This is a genomic window from Klebsiella sp. OBRC7, assembly GCF_000293135.1.
GTDB classification, from domain to species: domain Bacteria; phylum Pseudomonadota; class Gammaproteobacteria; order Enterobacterales; family Enterobacteriaceae; genus Klebsiella; species Klebsiella michiganensis.
On the sequence record NZ_ALNJ01000024.1, the window covers coordinates 1 to 13,453 of the forward strand.

Genomic DNA, 13,453 nt, shown 5'->3' on the forward strand with positions numbered 1-13,453 from the left:
TTATGGGACGGCGCGCGCGAGCATGGATTACGTAAGGGCGTCACGCAGTGCCTGACGCTGCCGAACCATGCTCAGGGATTCTTATCCGTTTCAGGAACCAGCCATTGCCAGGGACCCTTTGCAGAAGATGAGCTGGAGATGCGCTTAAGAACGCTAACCGAATTGAGCCTGCTGACGCTTTTGCGCCTGGAGGACGAGATGGTTATGCCGCCGGAAATGAAATTTAGTCGACGAGAACTGGAGATTTTGAAATGGACGGCGGAAGGGAAAACTTCGGCTGAGGTGGCAATGATTCTCTCTATCTCAGAAAATACCGTCAATTTCCACCAGAAAAATATGCAGCGAAAATTCAACGCGCCAAACAAAACCCAAATCGCCTGCTATGCCGTAGCGACGGGCTTAATTTGATCTCATGTGTTGTTCTGCGTGCCAGACGTAAGACCGGCTGTTAGTAATACCTTCAGCCGGTAATTGATTACTGACGATATGCCTGCTTAATTTGCTTGACGGTGCTGGAGAATACGGCAGCCTGAGCCTCATCTTCCATCTGCGCGATTTGTTTTTCCATTTTAATAATCACGCGGCCTGCATCAGCCTGACCCATGGCCTGCAGCATCAGCGTTATCATTGCTTTCAGACACGTAACTTCCTGTGCCAGTTCTTGGTTATTTTCCGCAGTGGAAAAATCTGGAGTACTCATCTATATCCTCGATTGCTTTCTGCGCAATTGCGCATGACTAAAAGTGAAGGCGGCGCAGTATACCACAAGCAAAGCAAAAAAAAGGAGTGCTTGATTTCTGTTCTTTCATCGGAATGGTGAATGATTTAATTGACTGAATAATACGTATTCATGAGATCTAAGCGTGTTAATTTTTTCAACGCGCCCTTTGCGTGTTAATAATTGTTACATATTCAGGCAGGTATTTCTCACCTACGCAATGTGTTGTGTTTTTACGTAATCTGTATGATGAATGTTAAAAAATAACGGTTGTACAACTCTATGTTATGTATGGCTTTCCAGCGGGTGTGCAGACAAATTTCCATAATTGCGCAAGAAATCTCTCCCAGAACATTTTTTGGCTTTTGAAGTTAGCTTAAAACCCGGTAATATGTGGGAGATAAGCTATCAGTAGCGTTATCCCTAATTCTGGAGAATATTCCTTTGATCAACGTCCTTCTTGTTGATGACCACGAACTGGTGCGCGCAGGGATACGACGCATTCTGGAAGATATAAAAGGGATTAAAGTTGCCGGCGAGGCCTGCTGCGGTGAGGATGCCGTGAAATGGTGCCGCGCGAATCCCGTTGATGTAGTCCTGATGGATATGAACATGCCGGGTATCGGCGGCCTTGAGGCTACACGAAAAATTGCCCGTTCCGTTGCTGATGCCAAAGTGATTATGCTGACCGTGCACACGGAGAACCCGCTGCCGGCGAAAGTCATGCAGGCCGGTGCTGCTGGCTACCTCAGTAAAGGCGCCGCGCCGCAGGAGGTCGTGAATGCGATTCGCTGCGTGGCATCGGGTCAGCGCTATATCGCCTCTGATATCGCCCAGCAGATGGCGCTAAGCCAGATTGAACCGGAGAAGGCGGAGTCGCCGTTTGCCAGTTTGTCTGAGCGAGAATTGCAGATTATGCTAATGATTACTAAAGGTCAGAAGGTCAACGAGATCTCAGAGCAGTTGAATCTGAGTCCCAAGACCGTGAACAGCTACCGCTATCGTATGTTCAGTAAACTGAACATACATGGCGACGTGGAGCTGACGCACCTGGCAATTCGCCATGGCCTGTGCAATGCGGAGTCGTTAGCAAGTCAGTGAGTGATGTTTTTGATGCAAAAGCTTTCCTGAAAACAGTAACCAGCCAGCCGGGCGTCTATCGTATGTATGACGCTGGCGGTACTGTCATCTATGTAGGTAAAGCGAAAGACCTGAAAAAGCGGCTGAGCAGCTATTTTCGCAGCAACCTGGCTTCGCGTAAAACCGAAGCGCTGGTGGCGCTTATCGCCCAGATTGACGTTACTGTGACCCACACCGAAACGGAAGCGCTGCTGCTTGAGCATAACTACATCAAACTATACCAGCCGCGTTACAACGTGCTGCTGCGTGATGATAAATCCTATCCCTTTATTTTCCTTAGCGGCGATACGCATCCTCGGCTGGCGACGCATCGTGGGGCGAAGCATGCGAAAGGCGAATATTTTGGGCCGTTCCCCAACGGTTACGCGGTTCGCGAGACGTTAGCGTTGCTGCAAAAAATCTTCCCTATCCGCCAGTGTGAGAACAGCGTCTATCGCAACCGTTCGCGGCCTTGCCTGCAGTATCAAATTGGCCGCTGTCTGGGGCCGTGCGTCGCCGGACTGGTGAGCGAGGAAGAGTATGCCCAGCAGGTCGACTACGTGCGCCTGTTTCTGGCGGGCAAAGACGATCAGGTACTGACTCAGCTGATTGCCCGCATGGAAAAGGCCAGCCAGGCGCTGGAATTTGAAGAGGCAGCGCGGATCCGCGACCAGATTCAGGCCGTACGTCGGGTAACGGAGAAACAGTTCGTCTCCAATACCGGTGACGATCTGGATGTTATCGGCGTCTCGTTTGATGCCGGCATGGCGTGCGTCCACGTGCTGTTTATCCGCCAGGGTAAAGTCCTTGGCAGCCGTAGCTATTTCCCTAAAGTGCCGAATGGCACCGAACTCGGTGAAGTGGTGGAAACCTTTGTCGGGCAGTTCTATTTGCAGGGCAGCCAGATGCGGACGCTGCCGGGCGAGATCCTGCTGGATTTTAACCTGGGCGACAAAACCCTGCTGGCGGATTCGCTCTCAGAGCTGGCCGGGCGCCGGGTTAACGTACAGACCAAACCCCGCGGCGATCGCGCCCGTTACCTGAAGCTGGCGCGCACGAACGCCGCGACGGCGCTGACCACGAAGCTTTCCCAGCATTCAACGATTACGCAACGTTTGCGGGCGCTGGCGACATTACTCAAGCTTCCGGCCGTCAATCGGATGGAATGCTTTGACATCAGCCATACGATGGGCGAACAGACGGTGGCGTCGTGCGTGGTTTTTGATAGCAACGGACCGCTGCGCGCAGAGTATCGCCGTTACAATATTACCGGCATCACGCCGGGAGATGATTATGCGGCGATGAATCAGGTCCTGCGTCGTCGCTACGGTAAGGCAATAGAAGAGAGTAAAATTCCCGATGTTATCCTGATCGACGGCGGTAAAGGCCAGCTTGGGCAGGCGAAGACGGTTTTTGCCGAGCTGGACGTGCCGTGGGATAAAAGTCATCCTCTGTTATTGGGCGTGGCAAAAGGCAGCGATCGTAAAGCGGGCCTGGAGACGCTATTCTTTGAACCGGAAGGCGAGGGCTTTAGTCTGCCGCCGGACTCCCCCGCGCTGCATGTGATTCAGCATATTCGCGACGAGTCGCACGATCACGCCATTACCGGCCACCGTAAGAAACGGGCAAAAGTAAAAAGCACCAGCACGCTGGAAACCATTGAGGGAGTCGGACCCAAACGCCGGCAGATGCTGCTGAAATATATGGGCGGTCTGCAGGGGTTGCAGAAAGCCAGCGTCGAAGAAATTGCGCAGGTACCGGGTATATCTCACGGTCTGGCAGAAAAGATCTTCTACTCGTTGAAACATTAGGGGCTCTGTAGCAACATAGGGCTAATTTTTACTTACAACAGATAGTTACCCGTTACTATGCAATTTAATATCCCTACGTTGCTTACTCTGTTTCGCGTCATTCTTATCCCGTTCTTTGTACTGGCATTTTATCTGCCGTTTACCTGGGCCCCTTTTGCCTGTGCGCTAATTTTCTTTGTCGCAGCGGTGACCGACTGGTTTGATGGTTATCTGGCGCGTCGCTGGAATCAGAGCACGCGTTTCGGCGCTTTCCTCGATCCGGTCGCGGATAAAGTCATGGTGGCTATTGCGATGGTACTGGTTGCCGAGCATTACCATACCTGGTGGGTGACGTTACCGGCCGCCACCATGATCGCGCGTGAAATTATTATCTCCGCGCTGCGCGAGTGGATGGCCGAACTGGGCAAGCGCAGCAGCGTGGCGGTATCATGGATAGGCAAAGTCAAAACTACGGCGCAAATGGCCGCGCTGGTGTGGATGCTGTGGCGCCCAAATATCTGGGTTGAATGGGCGGGGATTGGTCTGTTCCTTGTGGCGGCGGTGCTGACGCTGTGGTCCATGCTGCAGTATTTGAACGCGGCACGCGGCGATTTGCTTGATCAGTGATCGTTTCGGCGCAATTTTCAGCAAACAACACAAGGTTTTAAAAAATATCGTTGACTCATTGCGCCAGGTAAGTAGAATGCAACGCATCGAACGGCAGCACTGTCTGACAGACGATAACAAAATCAAGTAATTAGCAAATTAGCTTGATGATGCGGGAATAGCTCAGTTGGTAGAGCACGACCTTGCCAAGGTCGGGGTCGCGAGTTCGAGTCTCGTTTCCCGCTCCAGTTTAAAACATCGGCATCAGCGGGTGTTCAGGCATTAAGGCGCGTTAGCAAAGCGGTTATGTAGCGGATTGCAAATCCGTCTAGTCCGGTTCGACTCCGGAACGCGCCTCCAATTTCTATCCCGAGCCCGGATGGTGGAATCGGTAGACACAAGGGATTTAAAATCCCTCGGCGTTCGCGCTGTGCGGGTTCAAGTCCCGCTCCGGGTACCATTGGGATAAAGCAGAATAATCAAAGCAATAAGCAGTGTCGTGAAACCACCTACGGGTGGTTTTTTTGTTTTTGTATTTCCATAACTTCGCTTTTGAACCTTAGCCCCACCTCATTCATTTTTGTCATAGGACAAATCCCGCTTCTGTTGTTACTCTGTGTCGGCAATCTATCATTATCTCAATAAGTGGGGATAAAATGTTTACTGGCCTCTGCGCTTTTCCTCTGACTCCGTTACATCAGCATAGCGTTGATGAAACGGCTTTTGCCCGGATTGTCACTCGCCTCGCCGAATCTGCCGTCGATGCTCTCGGTGTGCTCGGCTCCACTGGAAGCTATGCCTGGCTCAGCCGTGAGCAGAGAATGCAGGTTATCCGACAGGCCAAATCGCATGCCGGAGCGGTGCCGCTTATGGCAGGGATCGGGGCGTTGGGGACCGATCGGGTCCTTCGTCTGGCAGAGGATGCGCAGCGGGCTGGCGCTAACGCGCTGCTCCTGCCGGCAATCGCCTATCAGCCCCTGACGGAAGAGGAGATTTTGGCTTTTTACCAGACCGTCACCCGCGAAGTCTCCGTGCCCGTCTGCGTTTACGATAACCCCGTTACCACGCATGTGACGACCTCGGATACGCTTAAAGGCGCGATCGCTGCGCTGCCGGGAATCGCCTCAATTAAAATACCGGGCCCCGCTAAAAATGACGTCGCACGGCGCGTTCAGAGCCTGCGACGGCAGCTACCGGCTGAGGTGACGATCGGGATTAGCGGAGACGCCTGCGCGGCCGATGGCCTGAACGCCGGCTGCGAAGTCTGGTATTCGGTATGCGGCGGCCTGTTTCCGCACGTAGCCAAAGAGCTGGCGGCGGCCGCGACGCGGGGGGAGGCTCAGCGGGCGGAGGCAATAAGCGCCAGGCTGGAGCCGCTGTGGACGCTCTACAGGAAGTATGGCGGAAGCCTGCGGGTCACTGCCGCAGCGGCGACGATCCTCGGTCTGTGCGGTGAGGATTGTTTGCCGCGTCCCCTGCTACCGCTTTCGCCGGATGCCTTTCGTGAGATTGCTGAGACGCTGCGCAGCCTGAACCTTGAGTAGCCGGGTGGTTTTCTCTCGCTATTTCCGCTACTGTAAGCGCCATTTTTTACGACGATGAGCCTGTTTATGAAAACTGGACCCCTGAACGAAAGCGAAGTTGAATGGCTGGATGATATCCTGTCGAAATACGCGGTAGAAGGCACCATCATGGACGTTGCCGAGCTTGATGGGCTGCTGACGGCCATTCTCTCCGGGCCGACGGAGATTGAACCCGCGCAGTGGCTGCTTGCTATCTGGGGCGGAGCGGATAACGTGCCGCGCTGGGCCAACGATCGCGAGCGGGATCGTTTTGTGAACCTGACGCTGCAGCAAATGAGCGACATTGCCGAGCGTTTAAGCGATTATCCCGAACAGTTCGAGCCGATGTTTGGCAGCCGGGAAGAGGAAGGGCAGGAGCTTACGATTGTTGAAGAGTGGTGCTTCGGCTATATGCGCGGAGTGGGATTGAGCGACTGGTCCGCGCTGCCGGCTTCGCTGCAGCCTGAGTTGGATGTGATTGCCCTGCACGGTACCGAGGAGCGATTCGAGGCGCTTGATGAATTATCCGCGGAAGAGTTTGTCGCCAGCGTTGAGCGAATTCGTCCTGCCGCCCTGGCGCTTTATAACTACTGGACTGAGCACGCGCAACCGGCGGAAGTTCAGCAGCCCATCCGGAATGAGGCGAAGGTGGGGCGCAACGATCCTTGCCCGTGCGGCAGCGGCAAGAAATATAAGCAGTGCTGTTTAGCCAAATAAAAGAAGGGGGCCCATATGGCCCCCTTCTTTTTACCCTACCGCGGGCAGCAAGCCTGCGACAATCGCAAACTGGATCGCGACGATGCCGATCCCGCAGAGCAGGACGAGCCACAGCGCCGCTGAGCCTCCCGCAACCCGCCATGCTGCATCAGGATGCTGTTTGCGGCTCTTCATGACCAGCAGCGCAGGCAGCATGAGCGCCAGCACGGCCAGCGCGACGCCCGCATAGCCTAACGCCATCACGAAGCCACGCGGATAAAATAGCGCGAACGCCAGCGGGGGCAAAAAGGTAATCAGGCCGCTCTGTATCCGTCCACCGGCGCTGTTCTGGCGTTGAAACAGATCGGCCAGATAGTCGAATAATCCAAGCGCCACGCCGAGGAACGACGTCGCCAGCGCCAGATCGGCAAACAAATGTACCGCCAGTTCAACGTGCGCAGAGGCAACCACTTCGCGGATAGCTTCCAGCAGGCCATTAAGCCCGGCATTTTTTGCCAGCAGCGCGGTAAAAATGGGAGAGTCAATGCTGCCGAGCGTCGCCAGCTGCCAGAAAATATAGGCGACCAGCGGAATAAAGCTCCCGATGACAAATACCCGGCGCAGCTTGCGAATATCCCCGCCCAGATAGCTCACAATACTGGGTATGCTGCCGTGAAAACCAAAGGAAGTAAAAATCACCGGAATCGCTGACAGAGCCAGTCCCTGCTGTAGCGGCAGCGTCAGTAAATTTACCTGGTGAATATGCGGCAGCAGCAGAGCCAGCATAATGGCGAGAAAGATAATTTTTGCGCTGAACAGAAAGCGGTTAAAAAGATCGACCAGCGAGGTTCCGATACACACTACCGTCCCGCCGATCCCGGTAAAAATCAGGACGCCTGCCGCAGGAGGCAGTCGCCAGTCCAGCCACTGGTTGAGGCTGGAGGCCAGCAGCTCGCCGGCGCCGCTAATATAGGCGGCGGTGAGAGCGTACAGCAGAAACAGCATGCAAAACCCGGTAGCCCACTGCCCGTAGCGGCCGAGATAGCGCGCGGCCAGCGACCCCAGTCCCATATCAGCCGGCACGTGCTGATACACTTCCAGCAGCAGCAAAGCGGTATAACACATCAGCGCCCACAGCGTTATCAGCAAACCAAACGTTACGCCGAAACCCACGCCCGCCGAGGCCAGCGGCATCGCTAACATCCCTGCGCCGATTGTTGTGCCGGCAACGATTAAAATACTACCCAGAGTGCGGTTCTTCACGCTTTTCTCTATCCATCACGGAATACACAATTAATTATGCCGCGCAGAGTATGTGAAATCAGTGAGTTCGTCAAATGAGGGTTACAGGGAGTGTAATGATAACTTTACGATGCCAGGGGTTGGGCGAAAGCTGCGCTGGCGCAAGAATCCGCCGCTCTGGCTGGTTTATTCTTCGGCCTTTACGGGAGGGGTTATGCCATCGATACATGGTCACGAAGTGCTGCAAATGATGATTTCATCAGGCGAGTCTTACACTGTTGCTACACTGGAAGCGGCGATTATCGACCGTTTTGGGAAAGAGGTTCGATTCCATACCTGCTCGTCGGAAAATCTGAGCGCGGCGGAGCTGGTGGCGTTTTTGCAGAAAAAAGGCAAGTTTATTGCCGCTGAGGAAGGATTCAATACGCACGAAAGTAAAATTTGCCGCCATTAATACTCATACGGCAGCGAACGCCGGGCGTCGCTGCCGTAATTATTAATTTTGTGTATCGAGCGTTGCCAGCTCTTTATCGATAAAGTACAGGCCTTCACCGCTTTTACCGGCAAGGGTCAATTTATCAATAACGGATTTAAACAGTTTCTCTTCTTCGTGTTGCTCAGCAACGTACCACTGCAGGAAATTAAATGTCGGATAATCCTGGCTGGTCATTGCGGCATGGGCCAGTTCGTTAATTTTCTGGGTAATCAGCTGTTCATGTTCGTAGGTAACGCGAAATAGCTCATCCAGGGACGCATATTCGGCAAAGGGCGAGGCGATAGCAGTGATGCAGGGCAGGCTGCCGGTATCGGTCAGATAGTCAAACAGGCGCTGCATATGAGTCATTTCTTCCTGCGCGTGGCGACGCAGAAACGCGGCGGCGCCTTCAAAACTGTGGTAGCTGCACCAGGCGCTCATTTGCTGATAAAGCAGAGAGGAATAAAGTTCGAGATTCATCTGCGCATTCAGCTTGTCGATCATTTCAGTTTTTAGCATCAGGCTGCTCCGGGATAATAGAATTAAGGATTATTGTGCGCTCACTATAATTTGTTATTAATTTATTTGCAAAAAGTAAATTAATAAAATCATTTATTAATAATGCAAATGGGAATAACACGCATTGGCGATTTAAAAATAATGAGAATGGTTTTAATTTAATATTCCATGCGAAAAAACGTTGAGCCAAATTTTGCGGCGAAAATAGACCCGCCCGGCGGCCGCGACGGGATTAGCTCGACGCGGGTAAGGCGGGGGGATGTCGTATCAGCCGGCGGCGGAAGTCAAAAGTGTGAGGCGAGATGCAATTTATAAAACAACTTTTCATAAAATTTGAAAGTATGTTCGTAAGGTAGTATTGTTCATAGCAACGCTAACGAACTATCGCGGGAGTGCCCGCAGAGCATTCAGGAGAGTAAAGCATGAAAATCGCACTGATGATGGAAAACAGCCAGGCGAACAAAAACGCCATCATCCTCAATGAGTTAAACGCCGTTGCAGACGAGAAAGGTTTCCCGGTTTACAACGTCGGTATGAGCGATGAAAACGATCATCACCTGACCTATATTCATCTGGGGATCATGGCCAGCATCCTGCTGAATTCGAAAGCGGTGGACTTTGTGGTGACCGGCTGCGGTACCGGGCAGGGCGCGCTGATGTCGCTGAATATTCACCCGGGCGTGGTTTGCGGCTACTGCATCGATCCTGCGGATGCCTTCCTGTTTGCGCAGATTAACAACGGTAACGCGCTTTCTCTGCCGTTTGCGAAAGGGTTTGGCTGGGGCGCAGAGCTGAACGTCCGCTTTATCTTTGAAAAAGCCTTCACCGGCCGTAATGGTGAAGGCTATCCGCCGGAGCGTAAAGAGCCTCAGGTACGTAACGCCGGGATCCTGAACACGGTGAAAGCTGCGGTTGTTAAGGAGAACTACCTGGATACGCTGCGCGCCATCGATCCGGAGCTGGTGAAAACCGCCGTTTCTGGCCCTCGTTTCCAGCAGTGCTTCTTTGAGAACTGCCAGGATAAAGAGATCGAAGCGTTTGTACGCCAGATCGTCGGTTAATATCCCGTCATGATGAGATGCTAAAGGCCAGCGCTGCTGGCCTTTTATTTGTCTACTTCTTTTTGTTCGATACGCTGCTACCCGCCTCCTTGGCCAGATGCAGGCTATCAATCATGCCGACCAGGCAAATCAGCGCGATAAAAATAAACGACAGGCGGAAGCTGATGCCCGGCAGGTGAGAAAGCGTAAACCATTCGCTGAACGTTTCCCCAAGACGAATACCTATCGCGCCGAGCGTGATGCCCAGCCCCACGGCCAGCTGTGACGCGGTGCTGAACAGGGTATTGGCGTAGCTCATTTGCGCGGAAGGCACATCGGCAAACGCGAGCGTGCTGATGCCGGTAAACTGTACAGAACGGAAGACCCCGCCGAGATAGAGAATCACAAAGATCAGCCAAACCGGCGTTTGCGGCGTTAAAAAAGCGCAGGCCAGCAGCGAAAAAACGTTTAATGCGCCGTTAATCAGCAGCAGGCGGCGAAAGCCCAGCCAGCGGATCAGCGGCGTTGTGAGGGGCTTGATGGTTAAGTTGCCGACGAACACGGCCAGCACCAGCAGCCCCGAGTGGAAGGGGTCCATACCAAATCCGACCTGGAAAAGCAGCGGTAGCAGAAACGGCACGGCGCTAATGGAGGCGCGGAACAGGGAACCGCCGTACATGGTGACCCGGAAGGTGGGGATCTTGAGCGCATCAAGGCGCACCATCGGCCACCTGGTGCGGCGGAAGTGCCGCAGCGCGAAGAGCATACAGCCCAGGCCCAACGCCAGCAGCGCCAGCGTCTGCCAGCCCAGAGGCTGGCGCTCGCCGAGAAGCTCCATGGCGGCAACCAGGCTAACCATCGCCACCGAGGTGGCAACAAAGCCGGAAAGGTCGAAGGGACGCTGCTCATCTTCGCGAATATTCGGAATGATACGCAGCGACAGGGCGATAGCGATAAGCCCGAGCGGCACGTTAATAAAGAAGATCCAGTGCCAGCTGGCGTAGCGGGTGATAAATCCGCCCAGCGGTGGGCCAATAATGGGCGCGACCAGCGCCGGCCAGGTCAGGGTGGCAATCGCCTTAATCAACTGGTGCTTCGGTGTGGTACGCAGTACCGCCAGCCGGCCAACGGGCACCATCAGCGCGCCGCCTATCCCTTGCAGAATACGCATCGCGACGAACACATCGACGTTGGTCGACAGCCCGCAAAACACCGAAGCCAGGGTAAAAATCGCCAGCGCCAGAGTAAAGATTTTCCGCGCGCCAAAACGATCGGCGATCCAGCCGCTGGCCGGTATCAGAACCGCAAGGGTAATAAGATAAGCGCTAATCCCGATATTGAGGTCGACCGCCGTCACGCCAAAATCTTTCGCCATGTCGGGCAGGGCGGTGGCTATCACCGTGCCGTCGAGAAACTCCATAAAAAAGGCGCCAGCCACCAGCAGCGCAGGTGCTGAAAAAGAACGGTCGTCCCTGAAAGAGGTGTTTGTACTCATTATTGTGTCGCTGCCATAGCAAAGAGAGCGCAGATGGGTCCGAAGCGTTCGGCTCTTCACTGTCCGGTTCCGCTCATTTTGTTTAAAAATTAAATTATTTTTGTAAAAATAGGTGATTTAGCGCACGTTTAGATTGATTTTTGTGATGCAAGTCATATTATAACCATCAGGGCATTAACACCTGCATAACAAAAATGGAGTCAACCATGAAACTGCGCAAAATCCTGAAGAGCATGTTCGAAAACTACTGCAAAACCTTCAAAGACGTACCGCCTGGCGCTATGTTCTGATAAAAAAACCTGCTGCGGCAGGTTTTTTTATATCCCGGGATTTAGGGTACTATTACGCTCCTGAAAAAAGGAGTGAAAAATGTCTCAACATCTTACCGAGCACGACGAGCTGGTCTCTGACGTGGTTGCCTGCCAGTTAGTTATCAAACAGATCCTCGACGTCATTGATATCATCGCCCCCGTCGAGGTGCGCGAAAAAATGACCACCCAGCTGAAAGCCATCGATTTTGCCAGCCACCCGGCATCGGCTGACCCGGTGACCCTGCGGGCGGTACAAAAGGCCATCGCGCTGATTGAACTGAAATTCACCCCGCAGGAAGAAGCGCACTAGCGGCGTCAGCCCCGCCATCATTATGATAGCGGGGCGTTATCACCTGTTAGTGGGAGACGGCGGTTTGAACGGCGCCTTCCCGCGTATCTTTAAACAGCCTGCTGTTGCCCCAGCACTCTTCGTACCGGTGGCCGACTAAATCTTCAACGACAAGGCGAACGTCCGGTGCGATATCGGCGATCTTACCGCCTGCTTTAATACGCGCGACTTCCTGCAGCACTACCAGATGCGCCTTGCGATCGAGTTTCATCTGCTTACTGAACACAATAGCTGCCAGCGCCAGCAGAATCACGCCCGCACAAAACACCACCGCAATCGCGGTGACCGCGCTCTCTGGCTGCGTATGCGCTTTCGACTGAAAGCCGTAGAAGCTGAGGATCGCCCCCATGGAAAAGACGATAATCGAGCGCAAAATTTTACCGGAGAAGGTCATGGCTCCCGCATAGATCCCTTCGCGGCGACGGCCGGTATAGATTTCATCGACATCCGCCAAAAAGGTGTAAACGGTCCAGGGAATGTAGTAGACGCCGCCGGTGCCGAGACCGAACAGCACCGTGATGCCAAACATCAGGATGGTGGCCAGGCTTGAAGGCAGGTGGAAGAACCACAGCGAGGTGTAGAGCAGCACGGCAAAGATAACCACGCTCAGCGCCAGAATATACGGCTTACTGAAGCCTTTCTTCACGCACAGGCCGATAAACAGGGCCGTTGATACCAGCTGCAGGATGGAGTTCAGACTGTTAAGCCCGGCCACCATCGCCGGATCGTGCTGTAGCACGAATATAACAAAGTAGGTGAAGATCGAGGCAAAAAGCCACTCGGCGCCGAAGCCGCAGAGATACATGCCCAGGTGTTTGCGGAATACGCGCAGGTAAAACGTTGATCGCATATCTTTCGCCAGCATGAGCAGAGTATTAAACAGTCCCTTTTTCTCTCCCTTGCTTATCTCCTCTTCGCGGGGACGCTCCCAGCTGCAGTACCACAGGCAGGAGATGGCCACGACAAGAATGACGCCGTAGGTCAGCCCGGTGAGAAAAAACGGGGTGGCGGATTCTTTACCATAAAGCAGGATGAACTGTCCGGGGATAAAAGCCGCGAGAAAGTTGGCCAGTTTGCCGAAAATCGCTTTATAACCGGTAAGCTTCGAACGCAGTGAGAAATCGTCGGTCATTTCGGTCGCCAATGTTTCATAGGGGACCATAATCGAGGTATAAATGATTTCAAAGACGACGTAGGTGCACAGGTAGTACCAAAAGCCGAGGCCTTCTACCCACAGCAGCGGGTAGAACATCATCAGCGGAATGCCAATCAACAAAAAGAAACGGCGACGACCAAAGCGTTTACCCAGCCGCGTTTTGCCAAAGTTATCGGTGAGATAGCCCATCAGCGGGTTACTAATCGCGTCGATAATGCTGGCGACGGAAAAAATAAAGGAGGCTTCGATCAGCGTCAGCCCACAGAAGGTTGTATAAAAATAGAGCAGCCATGCGCCGCTGATCGCCAGTGCGCCGCTTCCCAGTAAATTCCCGCCGCCGTAGGCTAACTGATGGCGTAACAAAATCGGTCTTCC

General features: G+C 53.5%; 15 protein-coding genes and 3 tRNA genes. 13 read left to right on the forward strand and 5 right to left on the reverse strand.

Features of this window, described 5'->3' with window-relative positions:
• A partial coding sequence (gene sdiA, locus HMPREF1144_RS04610) for a transcriptional regulator SdiA (RefSeq protein ID WP_009652028.1) occupies positions 1-408 on the forward strand: 408 nt, incomplete at its 5' end.
• 67 nt (positions 409-475) lie between these two features.
• On the opposite strand, the gene HMPREF1144_RS04615 is transcribed toward sdiA, so the two are convergent.
• Positions 476-700 (reverse strand): DUF2594 family protein, encoded by a 225-nt coding sequence (locus tag HMPREF1144_RS04615; protein ID WP_004852198.1) that lies wholly within the window; start codon positions 698-700, stop codon positions 476-478.
• Positions 701-1,162: 462 nt separating this feature from the next.
• Here HMPREF1144_RS04615 and uvrY point away from each other — a divergent pair, with 462 nt between their 5' ends.
• The 8 genes from uvrY to HMPREF1144_RS04655 all read left to right on the forward strand — a co-directional run bounded on the left by uvrY (position 1,163) and on the right by HMPREF1144_RS04655 (position 6,512).
• On the forward strand, positions 1,163-1,819 hold the full coding sequence (gene uvrY / locus HMPREF1144_RS04620; RefSeq protein ID WP_004122102.1) for a UvrY/SirA/GacA family response regulator transcription factor: 657 nt from the start codon (positions 1,163-1,165) through the stop codon (positions 1,817-1,819).
• A complete protein-coding gene (uvrC, locus tag HMPREF1144_RS04625) occupies positions 1,816-3,648 on the forward strand; it encodes an excinuclease ABC subunit UvrC (protein ID WP_004852196.1) in 1,833 nt (610 codons plus the stop codon). Before uvrY ends, uvrC begins: the two co-directional genes overlap by 4 nt.
• Before the next feature lie 57 nt (positions 3,649-3,705).
• A complete protein-coding gene (gene pgsA, locus HMPREF1144_RS04630) occupies positions 3,706-4,254 on the forward strand; it encodes a CDP-diacylglycerol--glycerol-3-phosphate 3-phosphatidyltransferase (RefSeq protein WP_004122100.1) in 549 nt (182 codons plus the stop codon).
• Between the two features lie 151 nt (positions 4,255-4,405).
• Positions 4,406-4,481: transfer RNA gene (locus HMPREF1144_RS04635), tRNA-Gly, on the forward strand.
• A 38-nt stretch (positions 4,482-4,519) separates the two neighbouring features.
• Positions 4,520-4,593 (forward strand) — tRNA-Cys (locus HMPREF1144_RS04640).
• Positions 4,594-4,606: 13 nt separating this feature from the next.
• Positions 4,607-4,693: transfer RNA gene (locus HMPREF1144_RS04645), tRNA-Leu, on the forward strand.
• Between the two features lie 196 nt (positions 4,694-4,889).
• Entirely contained in the window at positions 4,890-5,777 is an 888-nt protein-coding gene (locus HMPREF1144_RS04650) for a dihydrodipicolinate synthase family protein (protein WP_004852193.1), read from the forward strand.
• 66 nt (positions 5,778-5,843) lie between these two features.
• Positions 5,844-6,512, forward strand: coding sequence for a YecA family protein (locus tag HMPREF1144_RS04655; protein WP_042927040.1), 669 nt, complete (start codon positions 5,844-5,846; stop codon positions 6,510-6,512).
• 30 nt (positions 6,513-6,542) lie between these two features.
• Here HMPREF1144_RS04655 and tyrP read toward each other — a convergent pair whose 3' ends face one another.
• Entirely contained in the window at positions 6,543-7,754 is a 1,212-nt protein-coding gene (tyrP, locus tag HMPREF1144_RS04660) for a tyrosine transporter TyrP (RefSeq protein WP_009651979.1), read from the reverse strand.
• A 193-nt stretch (positions 7,755-7,947) separates the two neighbouring features.
• Here tyrP and HMPREF1144_RS04665 point away from each other — a divergent pair, with 193 nt between their 5' ends.
• Positions 7,948-8,187 carry a YecH family metal-binding protein gene (locus tag HMPREF1144_RS04665; protein ID WP_042927065.1) on the forward strand — a complete coding sequence of 80 codons (240 nt, stop codon included), beginning with the start codon at positions 7,948-7,950 and terminating at the stop codon, positions 8,185-8,187.
• 42 nt (positions 8,188-8,229) lie between these two features.
• On the opposite strand, the gene ftnA is transcribed toward HMPREF1144_RS04665, so the two are convergent.
• The gene (gene ftnA, locus HMPREF1144_RS04670; RefSeq protein WP_004852185.1) at positions 8,230-8,727 is read right to left on the reverse strand and encodes a non-heme ferritin; all 498 of its coding nucleotides are present in this window, start codon (positions 8,725-8,727) and stop codon (positions 8,230-8,232) included.
• Between the two features lie 422 nt (positions 8,728-9,149).
• Between ftnA and HMPREF1144_RS04675 the strand changes: the two genes are divergently transcribed.
• On the forward strand, positions 9,150-9,788 hold the full coding sequence (locus HMPREF1144_RS04675; protein WP_004122087.1) for an RpiB/LacA/LacB family sugar-phosphate isomerase: 639 nt from the start codon (positions 9,150-9,152) through the stop codon (positions 9,786-9,788).
• 52 nt (positions 9,789-9,840) lie between these two features.
• Here the strand turns inward: HMPREF1144_RS04675 and HMPREF1144_RS04680 are convergent, their stop codons facing one another.
• Positions 9,841-11,262: an MFS transporter gene (locus HMPREF1144_RS04680; protein ID WP_009652053.1), complete on the reverse strand. Its 1,422-nt coding sequence runs from the start codon at positions 11,260-11,262 to the stop codon at positions 9,841-9,843.
• Between the two features lie 206 nt (positions 11,263-11,468).
• On the opposite strand from HMPREF1144_RS04680, the gene azuC reads away from it, so the two are divergent.
• Positions 11,469-11,552: a stress response protein AzuC gene (azuC, locus tag HMPREF1144_RS32565; protein WP_014229869.1), complete on the forward strand. Its 84-nt coding sequence runs from the start codon at positions 11,469-11,471 to the stop codon at positions 11,550-11,552.
• 79 nt (positions 11,553-11,631) lie between these two features.
• Positions 11,632-11,883 (forward strand): DUF2766 family protein, encoded by a 252-nt coding sequence (locus HMPREF1144_RS04685; protein ID WP_004103438.1) that lies wholly within the window; start codon positions 11,632-11,634, stop codon positions 11,881-11,883.
• 46 nt (positions 11,884-11,929) lie between these two features.
• Here HMPREF1144_RS04685 and HMPREF1144_RS04690 read toward each other — a convergent pair whose 3' ends face one another.
• Entirely contained in the window at positions 11,930-13,441 is a 1,512-nt protein-coding gene (locus HMPREF1144_RS04690; RefSeq protein ID WP_042927043.1) for an MFS transporter, read from the reverse strand.
• Positions 13,442-13,453 lie beyond the last annotated feature (12 nt).

What these genes read in the sequence shown, in the direction of transcription:
- HMPREF1144_RS04665 (WP_042927065.1), top strand. Translation starts at nt 7,948, where the DNA reads ATGCCATCGATACATGGTCACGAAGTGCTGCAAATGATGATTTCATCA.
- HMPREF1144_RS04655 (WP_042927040.1), top strand. Translation starts at nt 5,844, where the DNA reads ATGAAAACTGGACCCCTGAACGAAAGCGAAGTTGAATGGCTGGATGAT.
- azuC (WP_014229869.1), top strand. Translation starts at nt 11,469, where the DNA reads ATGAAACTGCGCAAAATCCTGAAGAGCATGTTCGAAAACTACTGCAAA.
- HMPREF1144_RS04675 (WP_004122087.1), top strand. Translation starts at nt 9,150, where the DNA reads ATGAAAATCGCACTGATGATGGAAAACAGCCAGGCGAACAAAAACGCC.
- HMPREF1144_RS04615 (WP_004852198.1), bottom strand. Translation starts at nt 700, where the DNA reads ATGAGTACTCCAGATTTTTCCACTGCGGAAAATAACCAAGAACTGGCA.
- HMPREF1144_RS04650 (WP_004852193.1), top strand. Translation starts at nt 4,890, where the DNA reads ATGTTTACTGGCCTCTGCGCTTTTCCTCTGACTCCGTTACATCAGCAT.
- ftnA (WP_004852185.1), bottom strand. Translation starts at nt 8,727, where the DNA reads ATGCTAAAAACTGAAATGATCGACAAGCTGAATGCGCAGATGAATCTC.
- pgsA (WP_004122100.1), top strand. Translation starts at nt 3,706, where the DNA reads ATGCAATTTAATATCCCTACGTTGCTTACTCTGTTTCGCGTCATTCTT.
- HMPREF1144_RS04680 (WP_009652053.1), bottom strand. Translation starts at nt 11,262, where the DNA reads ATGAGTACAAACACCTCTTTCAGGGACGACCGTTCTTTTTCAGCACCT.
- HMPREF1144_RS04685 (WP_004103438.1), top strand. Translation starts at nt 11,632, where the DNA reads ATGTCTCAACATCTTACCGAGCACGACGAGCTGGTCTCTGACGTGGTT.